11 protein-coding genes and 4 pseudogenes are annotated in these 17,614 nt (G+C 68.0%); 6 read left to right on the top strand and 9 right to left on the bottom strand.

From position 1 onward, the window contains the following. Positions 1–46: 46 nt before the first annotated feature. The 3 genes and pseudogenes from IPK20_18395 to IPK20_18385 all read right to left on the bottom strand — a co-directional run bounded on the left by IPK20_18395 (position 47) and on the right by IPK20_18385 (position 5,327). Complete coding sequence (locus IPK20_18395; GenBank protein MBK8018494.1) at positions 47–805, bottom strand: amidohydrolase family protein; 759 nt, start codon at positions 803–805, stop codon at positions 47–49. Between the two features lie 46 nt (positions 806–851). Next, a pseudogene (locus IPK20_18390) lies at positions 852–4,591 on the bottom strand (FAD-dependent oxidoreductase). A 64-nt stretch (positions 4,592–4,655) separates the two neighbouring features. Continuing rightward, positions 4,656–5,327 (bottom strand): hemerythrin domain-containing protein, encoded by a 672-nt coding sequence (locus IPK20_18385; GenBank protein MBK8018493.1) that lies wholly within the window; start codon positions 5,325–5,327, stop codon positions 4,656–4,658. Positions 5,328–5,635: 308 nt separating this feature from the next. Here IPK20_18385 and rpoN point away from each other — a divergent pair. Continuing rightward, positions 5,636–7,131, top strand: a pseudogene (gene rpoN / locus IPK20_18380) (RNA polymerase factor sigma-54). Between the two features lie 284 nt (positions 7,132–7,415). Here the strand turns inward: rpoN and IPK20_18375 are convergent. From IPK20_18375 to IPK20_18360, 4 genes are all read right to left on the bottom strand, one after another. Beyond that, positions 7,416–8,486, bottom strand: coding sequence for a hypothetical protein (locus IPK20_18375; GenBank protein ID MBK8018492.1), 1,071 nt, complete (start codon positions 8,484–8,486; stop codon positions 7,416–7,418). Between the two features lie 271 nt (positions 8,487–8,757). Beyond that, positions 8,758–10,158, bottom strand: a complete 1,401-nt coding sequence (locus IPK20_18370; GenBank protein ID MBK8018491.1) for an AsmA family protein — start codon at positions 10,156–10,158, stop codon at positions 8,758–8,760. A 38-nt stretch (positions 10,159–10,196) separates the two neighbouring features. Beyond that, positions 10,197–10,637 carry a hypothetical protein gene (locus IPK20_18365; GenBank protein MBK8018490.1) on the bottom strand — a complete coding sequence of 147 codons (441 nt, stop codon included), beginning with the start codon at positions 10,635–10,637 and terminating at the stop codon, positions 10,197–10,199. Positions 10,638–10,870: 233 nt separating this feature from the next. Beyond that, entirely contained in the window at positions 10,871–11,083 is a 213-nt protein-coding gene (locus IPK20_18360) for a hypothetical protein (GenBank protein MBK8018489.1), read from the bottom strand. A gap of 207 nt (positions 11,084–11,290) precedes the next feature. Between IPK20_18360 and IPK20_18355 the strand changes: the two are divergent. Together IPK20_18355 and IPK20_18350 are read left to right on the top strand one after the other, a co-directional pair. Continuing rightward, a pseudogene (locus IPK20_18355) lies at positions 11,291–11,977 on the top strand (SDR family oxidoreductase). 44 nt (positions 11,978–12,021) lie between these two features. Beyond that, positions 12,022–13,185, top strand: coding sequence for a glutathione-dependent formaldehyde dehydrogenase (locus IPK20_18350; GenBank protein MBK8018488.1), 1,164 nt, complete (start codon positions 12,022–12,024; stop codon positions 13,183–13,185). A 130-nt stretch (positions 13,186–13,315) separates the two neighbouring features. On the opposite strand, the pseudogene IPK20_18345 reads toward IPK20_18350, so the two are convergent. Beyond that, a pseudogene (locus tag IPK20_18345) lies at positions 13,316–14,729 on the bottom strand (putative zinc-binding peptidase). On the opposite strand from IPK20_18345, the gene IPK20_18340 reads away from it, so the two are divergent. The 3 genes from IPK20_18340 (at position 14,728) to IPK20_18330 (ending at position 17,300) form a co-directional block, all read left to right on the top strand. Then, on the top strand, positions 14,728–15,462 hold the full coding sequence (locus IPK20_18340; protein MBK8018487.1) for a hypothetical protein: 735 nt from the start codon (positions 14,728–14,730) through the stop codon (positions 15,460–15,462). The pseudogene IPK20_18345 and the gene IPK20_18340 sit on opposite strands and share 2 nt — an antisense overlap. A gap of 254 nt (positions 15,463–15,716) precedes the next feature. After that, positions 15,717–16,169, top strand: a complete 453-nt coding sequence (locus tag IPK20_18335; protein MBK8018486.1) for a hypothetical protein — start codon at positions 15,717–15,719, stop codon at positions 16,167–16,169. A 516-nt stretch (positions 16,170–16,685) separates the two neighbouring features. Next, positions 16,686–17,300 (top strand): hemerythrin domain-containing protein, encoded by a 615-nt coding sequence (locus IPK20_18330; GenBank protein ID MBK8018485.1) that lies wholly within the window; start codon positions 16,686–16,688, stop codon positions 17,298–17,300. On the opposite strand, the gene IPK20_18325 is transcribed toward IPK20_18330, so the two are convergent. Next, positions 17,292–17,614, bottom strand: a 323-nt coding sequence (locus tag IPK20_18325) for a DUF2269 domain-containing protein (protein MBK8018484.1), incomplete at its 5' end; no start/stop codon positions are given. The genes IPK20_18330 and IPK20_18325 overlap by 9 nt on opposite strands.

Raw genomic sequence — 17,614 nt, 5'->3', positions numbered from 1 at the left:
ACCCGGCAGTCGCAACCACGCCGCCGCGGTCTGGACTAACACCTGCTCACGCGTTGCGGCATCCCATGTCATTTCGTCCATCAGATCCTCGACCCAGGAACGTCTGCGGCGCAGTTCCTCGCCCGCGCACGGGAAAGCAATCGCTTCCGAACTGCAGCGATTGCGGGCCGATGACCTCGACGGCCCGGGACAGGACCTCCCGCCGGTAAGGCGGCGGTGGACCGAAGGAGATGTCCAGTCTGAATTGCGCCTGCGCCGGTTCCACGCCGTGAATGCGGTCGATGAGACACACGGCGAGCGCTTCGTCGGTCCACGGCCACCCGAGATGGGCCAGCGCCACCCGCGCGCCCGGATGGTCGCGCAGCGCTTCGAAATACACCGGCCGGCAGAAACGCCCGGACTTGCCGTCGATGAAGATGCCGCTGTGGAACAGCACCGGCAGTTCCAGCTCGGCCGCCACGGCGAACGCAGGCTGCACTTCCGGCGCGTAGGGATACCATCCGGAGGGAACCATCTTCACGCCCTTGAGGCCCCAGGCCTCCACGGCGTGACGCAGGTCGCCGGGGGCTGCGGGATCGGAGGGATTGACCACGGCGAACCCCACCATCCGGTCCGCGTGCCCGCGGACGATTCTCCCCAGGTGCTCGTTCGCCTGTCGCAGCGACGCGGGATCGCCGAGCGAATAACCGTCGCTCAGGAACGGTGCGAGCAGAACCCCCACATCCACGGCCGCGTCGTCCAGCGTACGCAACACGTCGTCGGCCGTCTCGCGGCCCGTACAGTGCAGGTGTGCGTCGATGATCATCGCGTGTGCTTCCTCCGGTTTATCTCGGCGTCGCCCGCGGTCCGCGTCACCCCGCGCTGGCGAGATCCACCGCCGCGGAGCGCTGGCCTGCCTCAGCCGCCGCGCGGCGGCCCGCCACGAACGCGTGATCCGAGTTGTAGTACTCCCATTCGCTGTAGCGGCCGGCCAGGATGATCGAGAACGGCTCCAGCCAGCGTCGGATGCGTTCCACGTTGCCGCTGCGCGCGTGGTCGTACACCACGTAGGCACAAGGCATGTCCACTTGCGCAGAGACGGCGATCCGATCGTCCGGTTGCAGCATTCCGACGCGGCGGCAGTCGTCCACCACGCGCCGCACCAGTTCGTCGCCTTCGCATGGCAGCGGTTTTGCGGCGCTGTGCGTGATCTCACAGGTGAGACCGAATCCGCCGGGAGGATTGACGTGCGGGCTCGCATTGCCCTGCACGAAGATGCGGTGGAAGACCGTGTCCTCCGGGTAGTAGATCCAGTGCTTGTCAGTCAGCCCGGAACGCGCGACGCCCAGGTGGACACATCGCACGGCCACATGGCGCAGCGCCCGGGCCGCGGTCTGCACCTCGGCAGGCGCCTCGTCACCGCACGCCTCCACGAGCCGGGGCAGCGGCATGGTGCTCACGAGCGTCTCGAACCGGATGACGCGACCGTCCGCGAGTCGCAGCATGCGGCGCGAGGGCGACACGCTCACCACCGTGGCCTCCGTGGCGAGCTCGCACTGCAGGTGCGGAAGGAATCCCGTCATCAACGCCTGGAACCCGCCCCGCAAGGGATAGCCGAAGCGCGCATTGGGCCCCATCGGCCGGGGCGTGTGTTCCAGCGCCCCTTCGATGATCTGTTCCAGATCGGGCAGCGGCACCCTGCCTTCGAGCCAGGATGTTTCCATCTCGTCCAGCGGAACCGTCCACAGCTTGCGGTTGTACGGAATCGCGAAATGCCGCGCGATACCCTCGCCCCACACGCCGAGGATGAATTCCTCGAAGTTCGCAGGACGCGGCCGTGCTCCGGCATGCACCCCCGAACCGCCCGTTCCACCGCCTCGCAGCGGGCCGAACCGGGCCTCGATGGCGCCCACGATGCACTCCTTCAGCACCTGGGGCGGCAAGCCGTGCAGCGAACCCTGGAACGGATAGCGTGTGTACACCCCCTTGCTGTAGACCCAGGCCTCGCGGTTCTGCCAGTGCAGGTTGTCGCCGAGCAGCAGTTCGTAGAGCCGCAGAACCTCCGGATCGTTGGAGAACATGATGTGTCCGGCATGATCGAAGGTGAAGCCGCCTGCCTCGAGCGAGCGGCACCAGCCCCCCACCTGCTTCTCGCGCTCCAGCAGGAGCGTCTGCGGACCGTCGCCGGCGAGACCGAGGTAGTACGCGGCGGCGAGCCCCGTCGGCCCCGCTCCCGCAATCACGTGCTTCCACTGCCGCGGACGGCGCGGGGACGGATGGACGACCCCTGCTGCGGCGGGCGCGGACTCCGCGGCGCCTGCCTGCGGCGAAGCGGGCGCTTCGGTGGCCTGCAATTCCGCTTCCAGCCGGTCCAGCATCGCGGCCGCGATCGAATCCCACGAATGGCTCGCGACCAGCGCCGCGCCGCTCGAATGCCGCTGCATGGCAGCCTGGAAGGATTCCAGCAGCGCGCGGTCGCAGGCTTCGAGGAACTGCGCAGGGTCGCCGGCCACGCTCACCGCATCCCCATACAGCCGGATCACGTCGGCGATCGCGGTGCTGACCACCGGCTTGCCGCCCGCCAGGTACTCCAGCGTCTTCGTGGGGCTGATGAACCGCGTCGCGTCGTTGAGGGCAAAGGGCAGGAGCGCGACATCCCAGCCTGCCAGCAGGTGCGGCAGGAGTTCGTAGGGCTGCTGCCCGAGCCAGTGAATGTTGGGCCCCCGCGGCAGCTGCGCGGGGTCGATCTTGACGACAGGTCCCACCATGATGAACTGCCAGTGGGGACGTTCGGCGGCAAGATGCGCCAGCAGTCCGGTGTCCAGGCGCTCGTCGATCACCCCGAAGTAGCCCAGACGCGGACGGGGCAGCGCGCCCTGGATCCCATGAGCCCGCTCGTTTCGGCGGAATGGGCGGACAGCCGCCCGGGAGAGAAGTGTCCCGCGTCCACTCCGCTGGGCAGGCAATGCACGTTGGGATGCACGGCCCGCTTGGCGTCGTACAAGGCCGGGCCGCCTGCGAACACCAGGCGCGCCATCTTGAGCAGCGCGTTCTCGCGCTGGCGCAACTGCCGTGGCGCATCCTTGAACGCGGACAGTTCGTCCATGCAGTCGTACACCACCGCGCGGGGCTCGAGTTGCGCGATGAGCGGCAGGGCCATGGGGGTGTACGTCCACGCGATGCAGTCCTTGATGCCCTGTGCGCGGAAATAGTCCGCGAGAAGGGGCTGCAGCAGCGGAAGCTGCTCGTCGTGGAACCCGTGCACCTGCAGCGGTGTGCAGGGCCGCAGCACATCGATGCCGGGTCCGCGCGTCATGCGCTCGAGGCGCGGCTTGCCGTCGGCGTGGAGCGGCTCCTCCACGTAGTGGATGCGATACCGCTCCGCCAGCCGCGAGAGGACCTGTTGCGGACGCTGGAAGACAAAGTCCCAGCGCAGATGGCAGAACACGATCAGATGAGACATGGGTCTTTCCTTGTGGATGCTCGTGGCGTCCTGCCATGCGCGGATGGCGCGGACGTAGGATTGGTTGGGAAGCCGGCGGCAGGACCAGCGCGAATCGGTATCGGCGCGAACGTCGAACACTCCGCTGCGATGCCAGTGCGCGGCATCGTCCCAGTCGGGCCGGTCGACGAACGGATACAGACAGAGGCCGGTCACGGGGACGCCGGCTTCCCGTGCGGCACGCACCTCGCCGGCGATCTCGTGCAGCCATGCGGCGCGGCCCGCGCCCACGTGGCTCGTCTCCGCCACGATCATCGGACGGCCATAGCGGGTCCAGCACTCGGCCAGCAGTTCGCGAAAGGGACGGCGCCGGGGGTCCCGCGCGAACCAGTCCAGGCGCCGCTCGGTGCCCGCTTCCCACTGGCCACTGTGATAGTGGTTCACTCCCACGCAATCGAGCCAGTGCGGCGCGCCGCCCAATTGCGGTTCGATGATCCCGGCCAGCATGTCCCACGCCTGCCACTGGTAACCGCAGATGCGGCTTGCGAGGCCGTCCAGATCCGGACGGTCCGCCGGCGCTGCCACGTGGACGACAGGCTCCACGTGAAGAAACCGCGCATCGCGGTCCACCTCGCGTATCGCCTGCATGGCGGCGATGCACGCACACACGAGATTGCGCTTGATCTCGAACCCGCTTTCGAAGGAACTGCCCGCCGCGCCGCCGGAGTTTCCGCGCCCCGCGAAAAGTCCGGTCTGCGAGGCTGCCCAGGCGGTGAAACCGATTTCGTTGACCGGCGTGCAGACGTTGCCGGTCTCCCCCAGTGCCGCCAGTTCGCGGGCGAAAGCGGCGGCGAAGCGGGCGAGGCGGCCGGAGAGCTCCGGTGAGCCGTAGTCCAGATCGGGGGGCAAACCGTAGTGCATCAACGTCCACAGCACCTGCACGCCGTGCCGGCGTGCCACGCGCACCGTCCGCCGTACGCGGCTCCAGTCGAAGCACCCGGGAGCGGGTTCGGCCAGGCGCCAGCCGACACTTTCGCGCACGGTCCGGAACCCGAGCCGCACCGCTTTCGCGTAGTCCTGATTCAGGCGTTGCAGGTGACCGCTGGCTTGGTTCATGTCCAGCGGCACGCCGCGGCTGTTGAGGTGGTCGGCCCCTTCGAATCCGGCCATCCACCACGAGCGCCATGCCGGCGCTCCGTCGCGCGGTTCGCGGGCTGGCACGATGCCACCCGCCTCAGCGCTTCTGCTCGCCGGCGCCCGGGCCGCCTCCGCGGGAACGGTTGCCCGAGGGCGTTGCAGATTGCCGGCCGCCGCTGCCGCGTGCCGGGACTCCCTTCTGTCCTGCGGCTCGCCCGCGCTCTTCGTCCTGCGCGCCCTCGCCGGATTCCTGTTCTTCGTCTTCCTCCACCTCGAGCCCCAGGCTTCTCATCATTTCCATTCGCCGGGTCCGCATCTGTTCGGCCAGCGCCTCCCAGTCGAGACGCGCGCGCATGAGCTGCGGGAACATCTCGCCTTCCTCTTCCTTGATGTGGTGCTTGAGGTACTCACCGAGCACCGTGAAGAGCGCCGCGTATTTCTCGTCCCCCGGCTCCATGCCCTTCAGCCGGTCGAGGAGCTCATGGGCACTCTGGTGCTCGACCTCGGCCTCGTCGATCAGATCGCCGTCGCGCAACGCCTCTCGCGCGGCCGGATAGAGGATCTCCTCTTCGATGGTTGCGTGCACGAGCACCTCCGCACAGGTCGTCTCCACCAATTCACTGCATTCCTCCGGATCGTCCTCCACGTCGAGCTGTTCGAACCGGCGGAAGGCCTTCTTCACCTTCTTGTGATCCTCGATGAGCATCTGAAGGATCTCGTTGCGTGCGTTGCTGTTCGCACGGCTGCTGCTGCGTGATGCTGTTGCCATTTCCCGACTCCTCTTCGGTCGGCGCCGTCGAACGACGGCGCACTGCGACGGCCCCGCCATGGCAAACGCCGTTCCCCGCGGCGCCTCGGCACCGGGGATGCCGTACGGATGTCCTCGGTGCCGTCGCAACAGTTGCCGAAAGAGCTTCCGCGTTCGGCAAAAATATGGCATCGCCGCCCCCTTTCAATCGCCCGCAAGGGGCCGTCGAATCAGAACCTTGCAGGGTGCGGCATGGACATTGCGGTGAGCTGGCCTCCAGCAGGAGGGGCCGGTGCCGCCCCACCGCGATCACGCAACAGGAGACGCGTATGGATGTGTCATTCCGCAGGGAGGTCCGGCAGCAGCACTCCCTCACTCCCCGGCTGCAGCGCGCTGTCCGGCTGCTGCAGCTTTCTCTCTCGATTTCGCACGCGAAGTCCAGGAGCTGATGAACAACAACCCGTTCCTGGAGAGCAGCGACGGTGAGTCGGACGATGACGGCAGCGCTGCCGCCGCGGCGAATGCGCAGAAGCCGGATGTGCCGGAAGTCCCCGAGGAATCTCCATCGTCGGTCGAGATGCCCGAGACGGACCTGATCGCGCACGTGGACAAGGACGCGCCGGAACACGAAGCCGACACAGGCGATGCCGGCGACGCGTGGACGATGGAAACCGGATCTTCCAGCCGCCGCAACGACGAACACGAAGGCAGCTTCGCCGACATGCTCACGCACGAGGCTTCGCTGCAGGAATTTCTGCACCGTCAGCTCAATCTGCTCAATCTTTCCGAGCGGGACCGGATCCTGGCCAGTGCTGTCGTCGACTCCCTGGATGACGACGGCTATCTGCGCATCCCTCTGCGGGAACTGGCCACCATCGCCGAGCTGGATCCGCCTGCAGGCGAGGACGAAGTCCGCATCGCACTGCGCAGGGTGCAGGCGCTGGAGCCTGCCGGCGTGGGTGCGCGCAACGTCGGCGAATGTCTGCAGCTGCAGATCCTGGCAGCGCCCGACCTCACGGAAGAGCAACGGGATCTGCTCGTGCGCATCGTGTCGGGTCATCTGTCGGATCTGGCGGTCCGCGACTTCGCCAGGCTCGCCGAGACGCTCGAGTGCGACAGAAGCGAGATCGAATGGGCATGGACGCGCATCCGGCGGCTCAAGCCACGGCCGGGATGGGATCACTCGGCCTCGTCGAGCCGATACATCACCCCCGACGTGATCGTCCGGAAGGTCCGCGGTGCGATGATGGCTTCGCTCAATCCGGCCATCATTCCCAAGGTCCGGATGAACCGGGTCTATGCGGAGCTGTTCCGCCGGCACCGCGAAGCCAGGCACGCGGAGATGGCGGCCCATCTGCAGGAAGCCAAGTGGACCATGCGCACGGTGGAACAGCGCTTCGCGACCATTCTCAGCGTGGCCGAAGCGATCATCCGGCGCCAGTCCCAGTTCTTCGAGTACGGGCCCATGGCCATGAAACCTCTGGGTCTGCGGGAGATCGCCACCGAACTGGGACTGCACGAGTCCACGGTGTCCCGCGTGACCAATAACAAGTTCCTGTCCACTCCCATGGGCGTATACGAGCTGAAGTACTTCTTCTCGCGCGGCATGAAGACCGCCAACGGCGGCAGCTGCTCTCCAACGGCCATCCGCGGCCTGGTGAAGGACATGATCGAAGGCGAGAAATCGACGGATCGCCTGTCCGATGCCGAGATCGCCCGGCGCCTGGCGAGGCAGGGTCTCGTGGTGGCCCGCCGCACGGTCACCAAGTACCGGCAGTCCCTGCGTCTGGAAACGGCGGAATTGCGCAGCCGGCAGCCCACCTGACCCCTCCTTCCCGAACGATGCGAACGGCCACCCTGGGTGGCCGTTCGCATTGCGCTGGAGCGAAAGTCCGCTCGACGCGGCGGCACGCAGTGATTCGCGGAATTCGGCGCAAGCCGAGGCGCCATGCGGGGACCGGTCGGCAGGGGCGGCGCCGATTGCCAAGCATGCGCATTGCAGCTTTCCGGACCGGACACGCCCGGACCTCGTAACTTGCCCGCCTTTCACAACGAAGAACGGGCCTGCCGTCCGGCAGGCCCGTTCTTCACGCAGACGCTGGATGAACGTCAGGTCTTGCTCTTGCCGCTCGACCCGCTGCCCGGAGTCGAAGAGCCCGAGGAGCTGGAACCCGACGTCCCGCTCGAACCGGACGACCCGGTGGAACCGGACGACCCGGAACCGGAGGACGAGCCGCTGCCCATGCCCGAGGACGAGCCGCTGCCGCCGGAGGCGCTGCGCGACGAGCCCGTGTCGTACGAGGAACCTTCGCTGCCTGTACCGATGGAGGTGCGTGAGCCGTCATCCGCGCCCTGGCCGCCGCCCTGCGAGCCCATGCCCTGGCCTTGTGTCCGCTTGCTGCGCCACTGCGAGAACTCGTCCGAGAACTTCTTGAACCGGTCCTGCCGCCAATTGCGGAAATCGTCGTCGAAATTGCGGATCTGTTCGTCGCGCCATTGACGGTAGTCCGGATCGAAGTCCTCGTCGCTGCCCGACATGCCGCGGCCGTAGCCGCTGCTCTGGCCCGCCCCCTGATGACCACCTTGATAGCCGCCTTGCGAGCCCCGGCCGTAATCGCTCTGGCCCGTTGCATGACCGCCCTGGTAGCCGCGATCGTACCCAGCACCGCTGCGGCCGCCGCCTTCCATGCCGTAGGTTCCCTGGAAGCCGCCTTCATAGCCTCCCTGGTAACCGCCACCCATGCCCTGTGAACCGTAGGACGAGGATCCGCCGCCCTGCCCCGGGTAATAGCCGCCGCTGTTCGCACCGCCTTGATAGCCGCCCCCCGTACCGCCCTGGCGGCCACCGCCGTAGTAGCCGCCACTACGCGAGCCGGATTGCGAACCGGGGTACCCGCCGTAACCGCCCTGATAACCGCCCGAACCGCCCTGTGTGCGCCAGCTGCCCGAGCGGCCCATGTCCTCGTCCTGGCCCCAGTCCCCGCGCTGGCTGCCGCCTTGACCGTAGCCGGACCCCCCCTGGCCGGCCTCGTAACTACCGCCACGGCCGTACCGTTCTTCGCCGGGGGTCCAGCGCTCGCTCTCGCCCTGCGAGCCGAAGCCCGAGCTGCCCCTGCGAACCGCCGCCAGACGAACGGCCGCTGCCGTAGCGGCCCTGTTCGCGCTCGTAGTCCTCGCCATACCTGCCGCTTCCGGATTCCCAGTTCGGGGTCTGGGATCCGCCCCGCTGTCCGGACTCGCGTCCGTATCCGCCTGCCTGGGGAGGATAACGATCCTCGTTGTGGGAACCCTCGTGCCGGCCTTGAGTGTCTCGTTGTGCCATGTCGATTTCCTCTGTCGTGGATTGCAGATCTGCACCGGTGACGCTTGCATTCACCGGCGGAATGGACTCCGCCCCGATGTCCGCCGCACGAATCTGGAGAGGCGAACGCGGCGCGGGTGTCTCGGTGTTTCAAGGCAATCGACGTTCCCGTCCGCGCTCCAGCGCCGGGTCTTGCGAGGGGTCGGCTCGCGGCGCGCGATCGACCGTGTCGGAGGACCGCCTCTGTGCTTCCGCGGCACGGCGGCGGTGCTCTGCGCGGCGGCGGCGTTCTATCGCAGGGTCGGACGCCGGGTCGGCGCGCGGAGCGTGATCCACCTTGTCCCCCGGCCGGCTCGCCGCGCCGTTCGCTTCGGAGGGGGGCCGCAAAAGCGTCTTGCGACACGTGGCGATGTCCGGATCGCCCGTGTCCACGAGTGCAATTAGTGCCGCAATCGGTGCTGCGGCCGCGAGCAGCGCCGCAGCACCCAGACGCAGCGCCAGCTTGGTTCCTTCGATGCCCACGCGAGGCTGTGCGAACGTCCCTCCCACACGGATCGGCGCTCGCAACGAGAGCGGGCTGAAGTCCTTGGGTCGCGCCGTGACGATGAGATCGAGCCTTTCGTCGGCCAGGGACACGCGGCCTCCCGCGACGACCGTGGAATCGGACGTGTCGACGAGGACGTGGCGGGCCTGCAGCACGCCGTCCCGGATGTCGAACGTCGCGACCGCACATCGCATGTGCAGCAGGCGATCGCCGCCGATCGCGACACCCAGGCTCTGCGCCACATCGATGCCCGCGAATTCCAGCACGAGATGCGACACGCGCCCCTGACCGATCCACAGCTCGAGATCGCCGTCGAGCGAGGCGAGCACCTGCGCCGTGGAGCGGCCGCTGCCCTTCACGCGCAGCCGGCCCTCCAGATCGCCGCTCAAGACCGGAAGGGGACGGCCGCCCTTCTTGCTGCCCACCGGGCTTCGCGCCTTCACGAAACGTTCGAGACGGATGTCGGACCACGAAAGGCGCGCGCTCCAGCGCGGGAGCTTCGCCCTCGCATCCACTTCCAGTTCGCCTCGGGCGCGCCCGGCCGCTGTGGCCACGGACAGGTCGCGCAGTTGCAGCACGCTGTCCTTGAGCACGATGCGCGTGCGCAGATCGGTGAGGGTCTCCAGCTGCTTCGTGCCGAGGGCGAGTTCGCCGATGGCGACGGCGACATCCGCATTCAGCGCGGCCAGCGACGGAATGTCGAACTCCCTTTGCGGCAGCACTCGCGTGCCGGCTGCCCGTGGCCTCGGTGCGGCGGTTGCCCGGGCGCGGTCGCCTGCGTCGTGTGGTGGCGGTGCGCCCAGGGCGGGGCCGAGATCTCTCAGCGCCAGCCGCGCACCGCCGAGCTTTCCTTCGAGAAGCGGTACCTTGGGGCGCGCATCGAAACGGAACGACCCGTCCAGACGGCTGGAGCCGACTTCCAGCCGGTCCAGCTTCACCGTCCATGCCTCGCCCTCCCAGGCGAGCGAGCCCTCGCTGCGATACGGTGCCGTGGTCAGCAGCGTCACACCGATCAGCCGGCCGGTCTCTCCGAGAGAGGGCCCGCTCAGCGAGAAGCTGCCGCGGATGAGGCCCAGACGGGAAAGTCGCCCGCGGTGCCGTCGAAGCGCAGTTCCGTCGACGCGAGATGCACACGGGCCTGCAACGTCACGCTCCCCCCTTGCCGGGTCGCGCCCTCCGCGGCACGCAGGGCGCCTGCCGAAGTCACCATGAGCCGCAGAGGTGAGTCCTTGTAGGTGCCCTTGCCTTCCACCCGCAGGCCCGGCGAGGCGGGCGCCTGCTCCCGGGACGACTCGTCGGTGCGAAGGTCGAGCGCCAGATCGAGGTCGAGCACCTCGTCCTCGACGCGGACATGCCCCTCTTCCACCACCAGCCGGTCCACGGTTGGCAGCATCGGAGCGCGCTGGGCGTCGTCATCCTCGATCGCACCGGCGCTCATCTGCCAGTTGGCCGTTCCGTCACGCTCCCGGACCAGATTCGCGCGCATCCGTCTCACCCAGAACGTGTCACGGCGATCGGCTCCGCACTGCCCCGCGCGAGTCCCAGGAGCGTCCGATGCGAATCACCACGCTCAGGCCGGCCAGTTCCAGGAACGGCTCCGCGGCCCTTTCGCGACGATCCGGCGGCTGCGCGATGTGCAGCAGGCTGCTGCGCAACCGGACGCTTCCCAGCGGCGAAGACCGAACTCGCCCTGGAGCGTGACCTGCCGGCCCAGGGCATTCAGGCGACCCGCTCCAGCGGATGCCGCAGGAAGGGCCACTGGGCCCACTCGGCCAGCGCCAAGGCGGCCACCACCAGCAGGAGGACGGCGGCTAGCCATCGCCACACCCGGGCGCCCCGCCCGCCCGGTCGATTGCGTGGAGAGCCCTCTGCTGGCAGCGGCTCGGTGGAAGTGGCCATGTCTGTGCGCCGGCGCGCGGACGCTCCGTTCATCGTGAACGTCCGCGCCAAGGCTAGCGGACATGCCGCGAAAGCGCTTGGCGAATACGGGAGCCCTGCTTCTCCACCCGCATCCCTTCCCCGGGCATCCGTTCACGGAATGCCGATTGCCCGGTCGCGCGTTCACATTCTTCGAGGATCAGGTGCGCGATGAATGCCCAGTCGAGAGACGGAGCCGGTTCCGGAAACGCCGGACCGGTGATGGAACAGCCCGGACACGAGTCGGCGATGACGCCGAAACCGGAATCGTCGGCGTCGGACTACCGGCCGAGCCGCAGGCTCGACGGAAAGGTGGCGCTGATCACCGGCGGAGACAGCGGCATCGGCCGTTCGGTCGCGGTGTCCTTCGCCAAGGAAGGAGCGCATGTGTCCATCGTGTACCTGGACGAGCACGAGGACGCTCGCAGGACGGCGGAACTGGTGGAACGCGAAGGCGTGCGATGCCTTCTCCTGGCGGGCGACGCGGGCGAGCCGGGGTTCGCGGCGCACGCGGTGAAGCAGACGGTGGACAGGCCGTCGCGCATCTGCCCGACGGCGGAACGATCATCAACACCACCTCCGTCACCGCCTATCGCGGCAGCGAGCGCCTGCTCGACTACGCGGCCACGAAGGGGCGCCATCGTGTCCTTCACGCGGTCGCTCGCGAAGCAGCTCGTGGGACGCAAGATCCGCGTCAATGCCGTGGCCCCCGGCCCCGTGTGGACGCCACTGATCCCCGCGAGCTTCAGCGAGAAGGAAATCAGGGAATTCGGCCGCAACGTGCCGATGGGCCGGCCGGCGCAACCGGACGAGATCTCCCCCTGCTACGTGTTCCTGGCCAGCCAGGACGCCAGCTACTTCACCGGACAGGTGCTGCATCCCAACGGCGGAGAAGCGGTGGGAAGCTGAACGGCCCCCTTGCCGCGTCCGCTGCCCCCTCTACAGGAGCTTTCATGAAAGCACTCACCTATCACGGCACGCGGGACGTGCGCGTCGAAACCGTCGCGGACCCGGTGCTCGCGGATCCGGACGACATCGTCCTGCGCGTCACCGCCACGGCCATCTGCGGTTCCGATCTTCACCTGTACCGGGGCAAGATCCCCGCGATGAAGACGGGCGATGTCCTGGGCCACGAGTTCATGGGCATCGTGGAAGACGCAGGCCCGGCCGTGACCAGGGTCAAGCCCGGGGACCGTGTCGTCATCCCCTTCACGATCTCCTGCGGTGAGTGCTACTTCTGCCTGCGTTCCCTCTACGCGGCGTGCGAGCAGACCAATCCGGACCAGTGGGCGATCCTGAACCGGAAGGACCTCCGGCCCGGCGCGGGCATGTTCGGGTACAGCCATCTGTACGGCGGCTACGCCGGCGGCCAGGCGGAGTACGTGCGCGTTCCGCGCGCCAACACCGGCCCGCTGGTCGTGCCCGATGCGTTGCAGGATGAACAGGTCCTGTTCCTGTCCGACATCCTGCCGACCGGCTATCAGGCGGTGGTGAATGCGGAGCTCGGGCCGGGCAGGACCGTGGCGATCTTCGGAGCCGGTCCGGTGGGGCTCATGAGCGCGGCCTGCGCGCGGATGGTGGGGGCCGAGAGAATCTTCATGGTGGATCATCACGACTACCGGCTGAGATTCGCCGAGGCTGCGTACGGAGTGGAACCGCTCAACTTCGACGAGGTCGAGGATGCCGCGCAGGAGATCGTCGAGCGTACCGGCTATCGCGGCGTGGACGCCAGCATCGACGCGGTCGGCTTCGAGGCGAAGGGCAGCACGGTGGAGACGGTGATGACCAACCTGAAGCTCGAGGGTTCGAGCGGCGCGGCATTGCGGCAGGCGATCGCCGCGACACGCCGTGGCGGCGTCGTCTCCGTGCCCGGAGTGTATGCGGGCTTCATCCACGCCTTCATGTTCGGCGACGCATTCGAAAAGGGACTGTCGTTCCGCATGGGCCAGACGCACGTGCAGAAGTACATGCCCTATCTCCTGGAACAGATCGGCAACGGCAGGCTGAATCCCGAGGCCATCATCTCGCACCGCTTGCGGCTTGCCGACGCGGCGAAGGGTTACGAGATGTTCGACGAGAAGAACGACGACTGCCGCAAGATCGTGCTGTCGCCCTAGCGGGCCGGGAGACAGTTCCGCAGGCGGCGATGCCCGCACTGTATGGGCCTGCATGGCTCCGGGAGGGCCCGTCGGGATGACGGAAGGGCCGGGTTTCCCGGACCATTCTTCCGGACGTGGGCGGGAAGCGTCAACCGCTTGCGGGCCGGCCCTGCTGCGCCTCTGCGCTGCCGCCCGCCGCGGCGATCACCCGGTGCACGAAGTGGAGCTTCGCGACGGCGGTGCCGGACAGTACGAACGGGTAGTAGTCGGGGTGGCCCATGCTTCGCGAAAGCTCGTTCAGGGCGAAGGTGAGCACGACCCATCCGTTCACGAACGACAGGAACTGAGGATCTGCCGGCCCCGACGGGTCCAGCACATCGGCCGTGAACAGATCGAAGTGGGCGTCGACCCCCGCCGGTTCCACGCCCACGCCGGAAGCCGTCGAGATGGTATCCAGCATGTGCAGATAGTGCGCCCACGTCTCGGCCCAGTCCTCCCACGGATGCGCGCTCGCATACGCGCTCACGTGACGGGTCTGCCAGTCCGCGGGCGGGCCGTTGCCGTAGTGTCTTTGCAGCGCCTCCTGATAGGAGTCCCGTTCGTCGCCGAACACCCGGCGGAAGCCGTCGAGCCAGCCGGAGTTCTCCACCAGCCGCATCCAGTAGTAGTGGCCCACCTCATGCCGCAGATGGCCCAGCACCGTCCGGTAGCGCTCGCCCAGCTTCTCGCGGCGCGACTCCCGCCGGGAGGGGTCCGCTTCCTCCACGTCGAGGGTGATGATGCCGTCGGCGTGTCCCGTGGTGACCGCGGGACCGCCGGGAAGGCTGCGCAGGAAATCGAAGGCCAGGCCGCTCGCGGGGTCCTCGCAGACCCGGGAGCGCACCGGCAGACCGAGATCGAGGAGCAGCGCGACGAGGCGGCGCTTCGACACTTCCCGTCCCGTGCCACAGGCGCGCGTTGGTGTCGTCGGACAGATCGGGCACCGTGCGGTTCAGCCGGCACGACCGGCACAGGGGCGACGAGGCATCCCCCGCACGGACCAGCCAGTTGCAGGCCGCGGCCGTGGCGTGATTCGCGCACCATCGGTAGCGCATGTCGGCGTCCGGCTCGCCCCAGGCGCGCAACTCGTCGGTGCCCTCCAGCGCTTCCAGCGGCCGCAGTTCCCCCCGTTCGGGGTCGAATCCGAGTTGCGTGCCGCAGGCGAGACAGACGCTGTTGCGGAAGAAGACCGGTCTGCCGCAGCGGCAGTCGAACACCCGCCGGCCCCATCCGTTGGCGGAAGCGAAGGGCGACTGCGTCGTTGCCCGAGAAAAGCGTCGGCCATGAAATTCTCCTCGTTGCGCTGCAGATCGCGAGCGGCCCCATGGCTGCGCGCGGCCGCATGCATTCAATCGGGTCGTTCGTGGGCAAGGAGCGAACCCGCCTCGCTCGGTGCGTTGCCGCGGGAACGCAGGTTGCCTCTGCCCGGTTGCCTGCGTGACCTCCCCTTCCGGCGCAGGCTTTTTCCGCGGGAGTGCCCGAAAGGCCTCCCTTTCTTTTTCTTCTGGAAGAGGCGACGCCATGCAGAACATGCAAGACACGACACAGGATGTGAACGGAACCACGACCGCGCCGGGCGAGCCCGCCGAAATCGTGGCGGCCCATCTTACGACCAAGGAAGAATCGGAAACGTTGTGCGACGAACTCGTCGCGGAAGGATTGCCGCGGGACGAAGTGCACTGCTTCTGGTCCAACGCGCCGGGGCAGCACAGTATCACGCCCATCGGGGGTGACCGGTCTGCCGATCCCGACGCCAAGCCGGCGTCCACGAGTGTCGTGATGGGTGCCGCGGGTGGCGGTACGCTCGGCGCCGTCGTCGGCGCCGTGGGGGCCGCCTCCACCGGAATGGTCGACCCGGTACTGGGAGTCGCCGTAGCCTCGGCTGTCGGCGCCTACGGCGGCGGGCTCATGGGCGCCCTGTCCGGAATGAAAGGCGCGGACGGAAAGACCGAGGTGGACGAGACCATCGGCACCGGCGAAGCGCCGGGAACGGGGGATGCAACCGCCCGGGCGGCCGACAATGCCGTACCGCGGTTCGACACGCCCGGGAACGAACTCGCGGAGGATGAAACGTCCTCGACCGAGGCGAGACCTCCGGCCTCCATGATCAGCGTGCGCGTGGGGTCGTGGGACCGCCAGCGGATCGTGAGCCGGCTCCGCCGCGCGGGCGCGGAAGATATCGAGGTGGCACAGGGCCACTGGAACCAGGGGCAGTGGATCGACTACGACCCGCGCAAACCCCCGCAGCGGGTCTGAATGGCCGCCGCGCTCCCTTCATTCATGGGCTCCTGCCGCCCCTCGTCCATGGGCCCGGACTGCGGTCCGCTTTCCGGCGCGGACCTTCAGAGCCGCCGAGTGCCATGAATCGCCCCTCGCGGCGCGTGCTGGTGCTGGGAGACAGCACGGCGCTGGGAACGGGTTCGGGGATCGTCCTCTCGGCATCGCCCAATGGCTGACCGCGGACTTTCCCTCACGCCCGCGTCACGGTGCGCGCCGTCGCAGGCTCCCGCATGACGGACCTGCCCGCCCAGTTCCCCCGCGACAGCCGCTGGTTCGATGCACTTCTCATCGTCGGCGGCGGCCTGGATGTCCTGCACTTCACTCCGGTAAGACAGATCGCCGCCACGTTGCGCGGGATTCTCGCCACTGCGCGCGAGCGTTCTCCGCTCGTCATCGTCGCCAACAGTGCCAACCTCGCCGCGAGCACGCTGTTCCATTGGCCCCTCGACGCAGTGCTTTCGCGGCGCTCCCTCAAGGTGGCCGGGATCTTTCGCAACGTATGCCGCGAATTCGATGTGTCATTCGTGAATTTCGCGCAGCCTCGCGAGTGCGATCCCTTCTCGCAGAACCCGGGCCGGTTCTTCGGTCCCGACGGCTTTCATCCCAGCGCCGATGCCTACGCGCTCTGCTACCGCATGATCCGTGCGCGCACCCCGCTGCGCCGGGCCTTGAGTCCGGCGTAGCATGGTTTGTCCGTCAGGCCGGTCGGGCCGCCGGGTCCTTGCCCCCGCCGACCGCGCGGGACCGTCCTTCGGCTTCTGCGTCTTCCATCTCCTCGGCCTCTTCTTCCGACCGCGGTGCTGCGTCGCGCGCTTCCTTCTCCACGTCGTGAGTGGCGACGTGCCGGCGCAGGTCCTTGCCGTACCGCCGCGCCGACGCGTAGTCCCCTTCCCCTGGACTTCGCCTGCCTTGGGTTCGGTGTCGATCGGCTTGCCCAGTGGCTGGGGCGCGGGGTCTCCGGGCGGTTGCTCGACCGGCATGGGATCGGGATTCCGAGGTGTCGGTGGAAGGCGAATCGGGTTGAGTGTTCATGCTGGCGTCCTCCTGTGGAAATCAGGACCGCTGCGGCAATCGGGATACCGGAGAATCAGCGCTTCGGCACGTCGAATGCCCCTGCGTCCTGCATCAGGGAACGGCGGACCGGGCCTGGCCTCGGGCGCACGGTGCGCACGGGAAACCCGGTGTCGTGCGGAGGGAGCATGGACGGGAACGATTCGAGTGCGTTCTGGAAGGAACGGTTGCTGGAGAGGGTGGCGGAGGACCATCGCCGCTTCGAGGAGGCGGCAGTGGAAGTGGAGGCGATGGGGGAGCCCGACGGGTTGGGAGCGTTCGACGGCCTCGTGTCCCGGGCCTGCGACGAGCTGCTCATCCACGCCCAGCTCGAGGACGAGATCCTCTATCCCGCGTTCCGGGCCGTGATGCCGCTGACCCGTCTCATCGACGAAGCGGTGATCGAGCACGCCAATCTGCAGATCCTCATCGAAGCCGTGCGCTCCTTCGGGCCGGACGACGAACAGTACCTGTCGGCATTCACCGTGCTGGCGAAGTTCGTTCGTGTCCACGTGGACGCGGAGGAGAACGAGGTCTTTCCGGCGCTCGAGAGCGCGGTGGCCGACTGGAAGGGCTGCTGCGGCAGTGGTGCGAACGGCGTGCCGCGCTGTGTGCGGAAAAGGGACTGGAAACGCCGGACGACGAGTTGGAAGCCCAGCCGGACCGGGTGTGACGGCACGGTTCCGGCTGCTCCGCAATCGGCGTACATCGATCGGACGTCCGTCCGGGAAGGTCGGCGCCTCACGCGGTCTTCCTCACCATGAGATGAAACACGGCGACGAAGGTGAAGAAAGCCGCCGTGCCAAGCACGATCCAGGCGGCGAGCCACCGGCTCTCTGCCAGGCGGGCGCGCGCTCTCCTTTGGCCGCGGCCTCGCGCACCAGCGCGTGCATGCGGATCTGGATGAACACCACCGGTATCCAGCAGGCGACCGCGACGCCATAGAGCACCAGCGACCGGTGCAGCCAGGGCAGGCTCAACGGGGTTCCCGCCATGCGCGCCAGCATCAGCCCGGTCAGCGGCTGCAGGACGACCGTCGTCGCGGTGAAGATCCAGTCTGCGGCGATCACGTAGCGGC

The sequence above is a fragment of the Betaproteobacteria bacterium genome (assembly GCA_016713305.1).
Lineage (GTDB): Bacteria > Pseudomonadota > Gammaproteobacteria > Burkholderiales.
This window is presented reverse-complemented; position numbering and strand designations above follow the sequence as displayed.

What these genes read in the sequence shown, in the direction of transcription:
- IPK20_18395 (MBK8018494.1), bottom strand. Translation starts at nt 805, where the DNA reads ATGATCATCGACGCACACCTGCACTGTACGGGCCGCGAGACGGCCGAC.
- IPK20_18385 (MBK8018493.1), bottom strand. Translation starts at nt 5,327, where the DNA reads ATGGCAACAGCATCACGCAGCAGCAGCCGTGCGAACAGCAACGCACGC.
- IPK20_18375 (MBK8018492.1), bottom strand. Translation starts at nt 8,486, where the DNA reads ATGGCGAGGACTACGAGCGCGAACAGGGCCGCTACGGCAGCGGCCGTT.
- IPK20_18365 (MBK8018490.1), bottom strand. Translation starts at nt 10,637, where the DNA reads ATGCGCGCGAATCTGGTCCGGGAGCGTGACGGAACGGCCAACTGGCAG.
- IPK20_18360 (MBK8018489.1), bottom strand. Translation starts at nt 11,083, where the DNA reads ATGAACGGAGCGTCCGCGCGCCGGCGCACAGACATGGCCACTTCCACC.
- IPK20_18350 (MBK8018488.1), top strand. Translation starts at nt 12,022, where the DNA reads ATGAAAGCACTCACCTATCACGGCACGCGGGACGTGCGCGTCGAAACC.
- IPK20_18340 (MBK8018487.1), top strand. Translation starts at nt 14,728, where the DNA reads ATGCAGAACATGCAAGACACGACACAGGATGTGAACGGAACCACGACC.
- IPK20_18335 (MBK8018486.1), top strand. Translation starts at nt 15,717, where the DNA reads ATGACGGACCTGCCCGCCCAGTTCCCCCGCGACAGCCGCTGGTTCGAT.
- IPK20_18330 (MBK8018485.1), top strand. Translation starts at nt 16,686, where the DNA reads ATGGACGGGAACGATTCGAGTGCGTTCTGGAAGGAACGGTTGCTGGAG.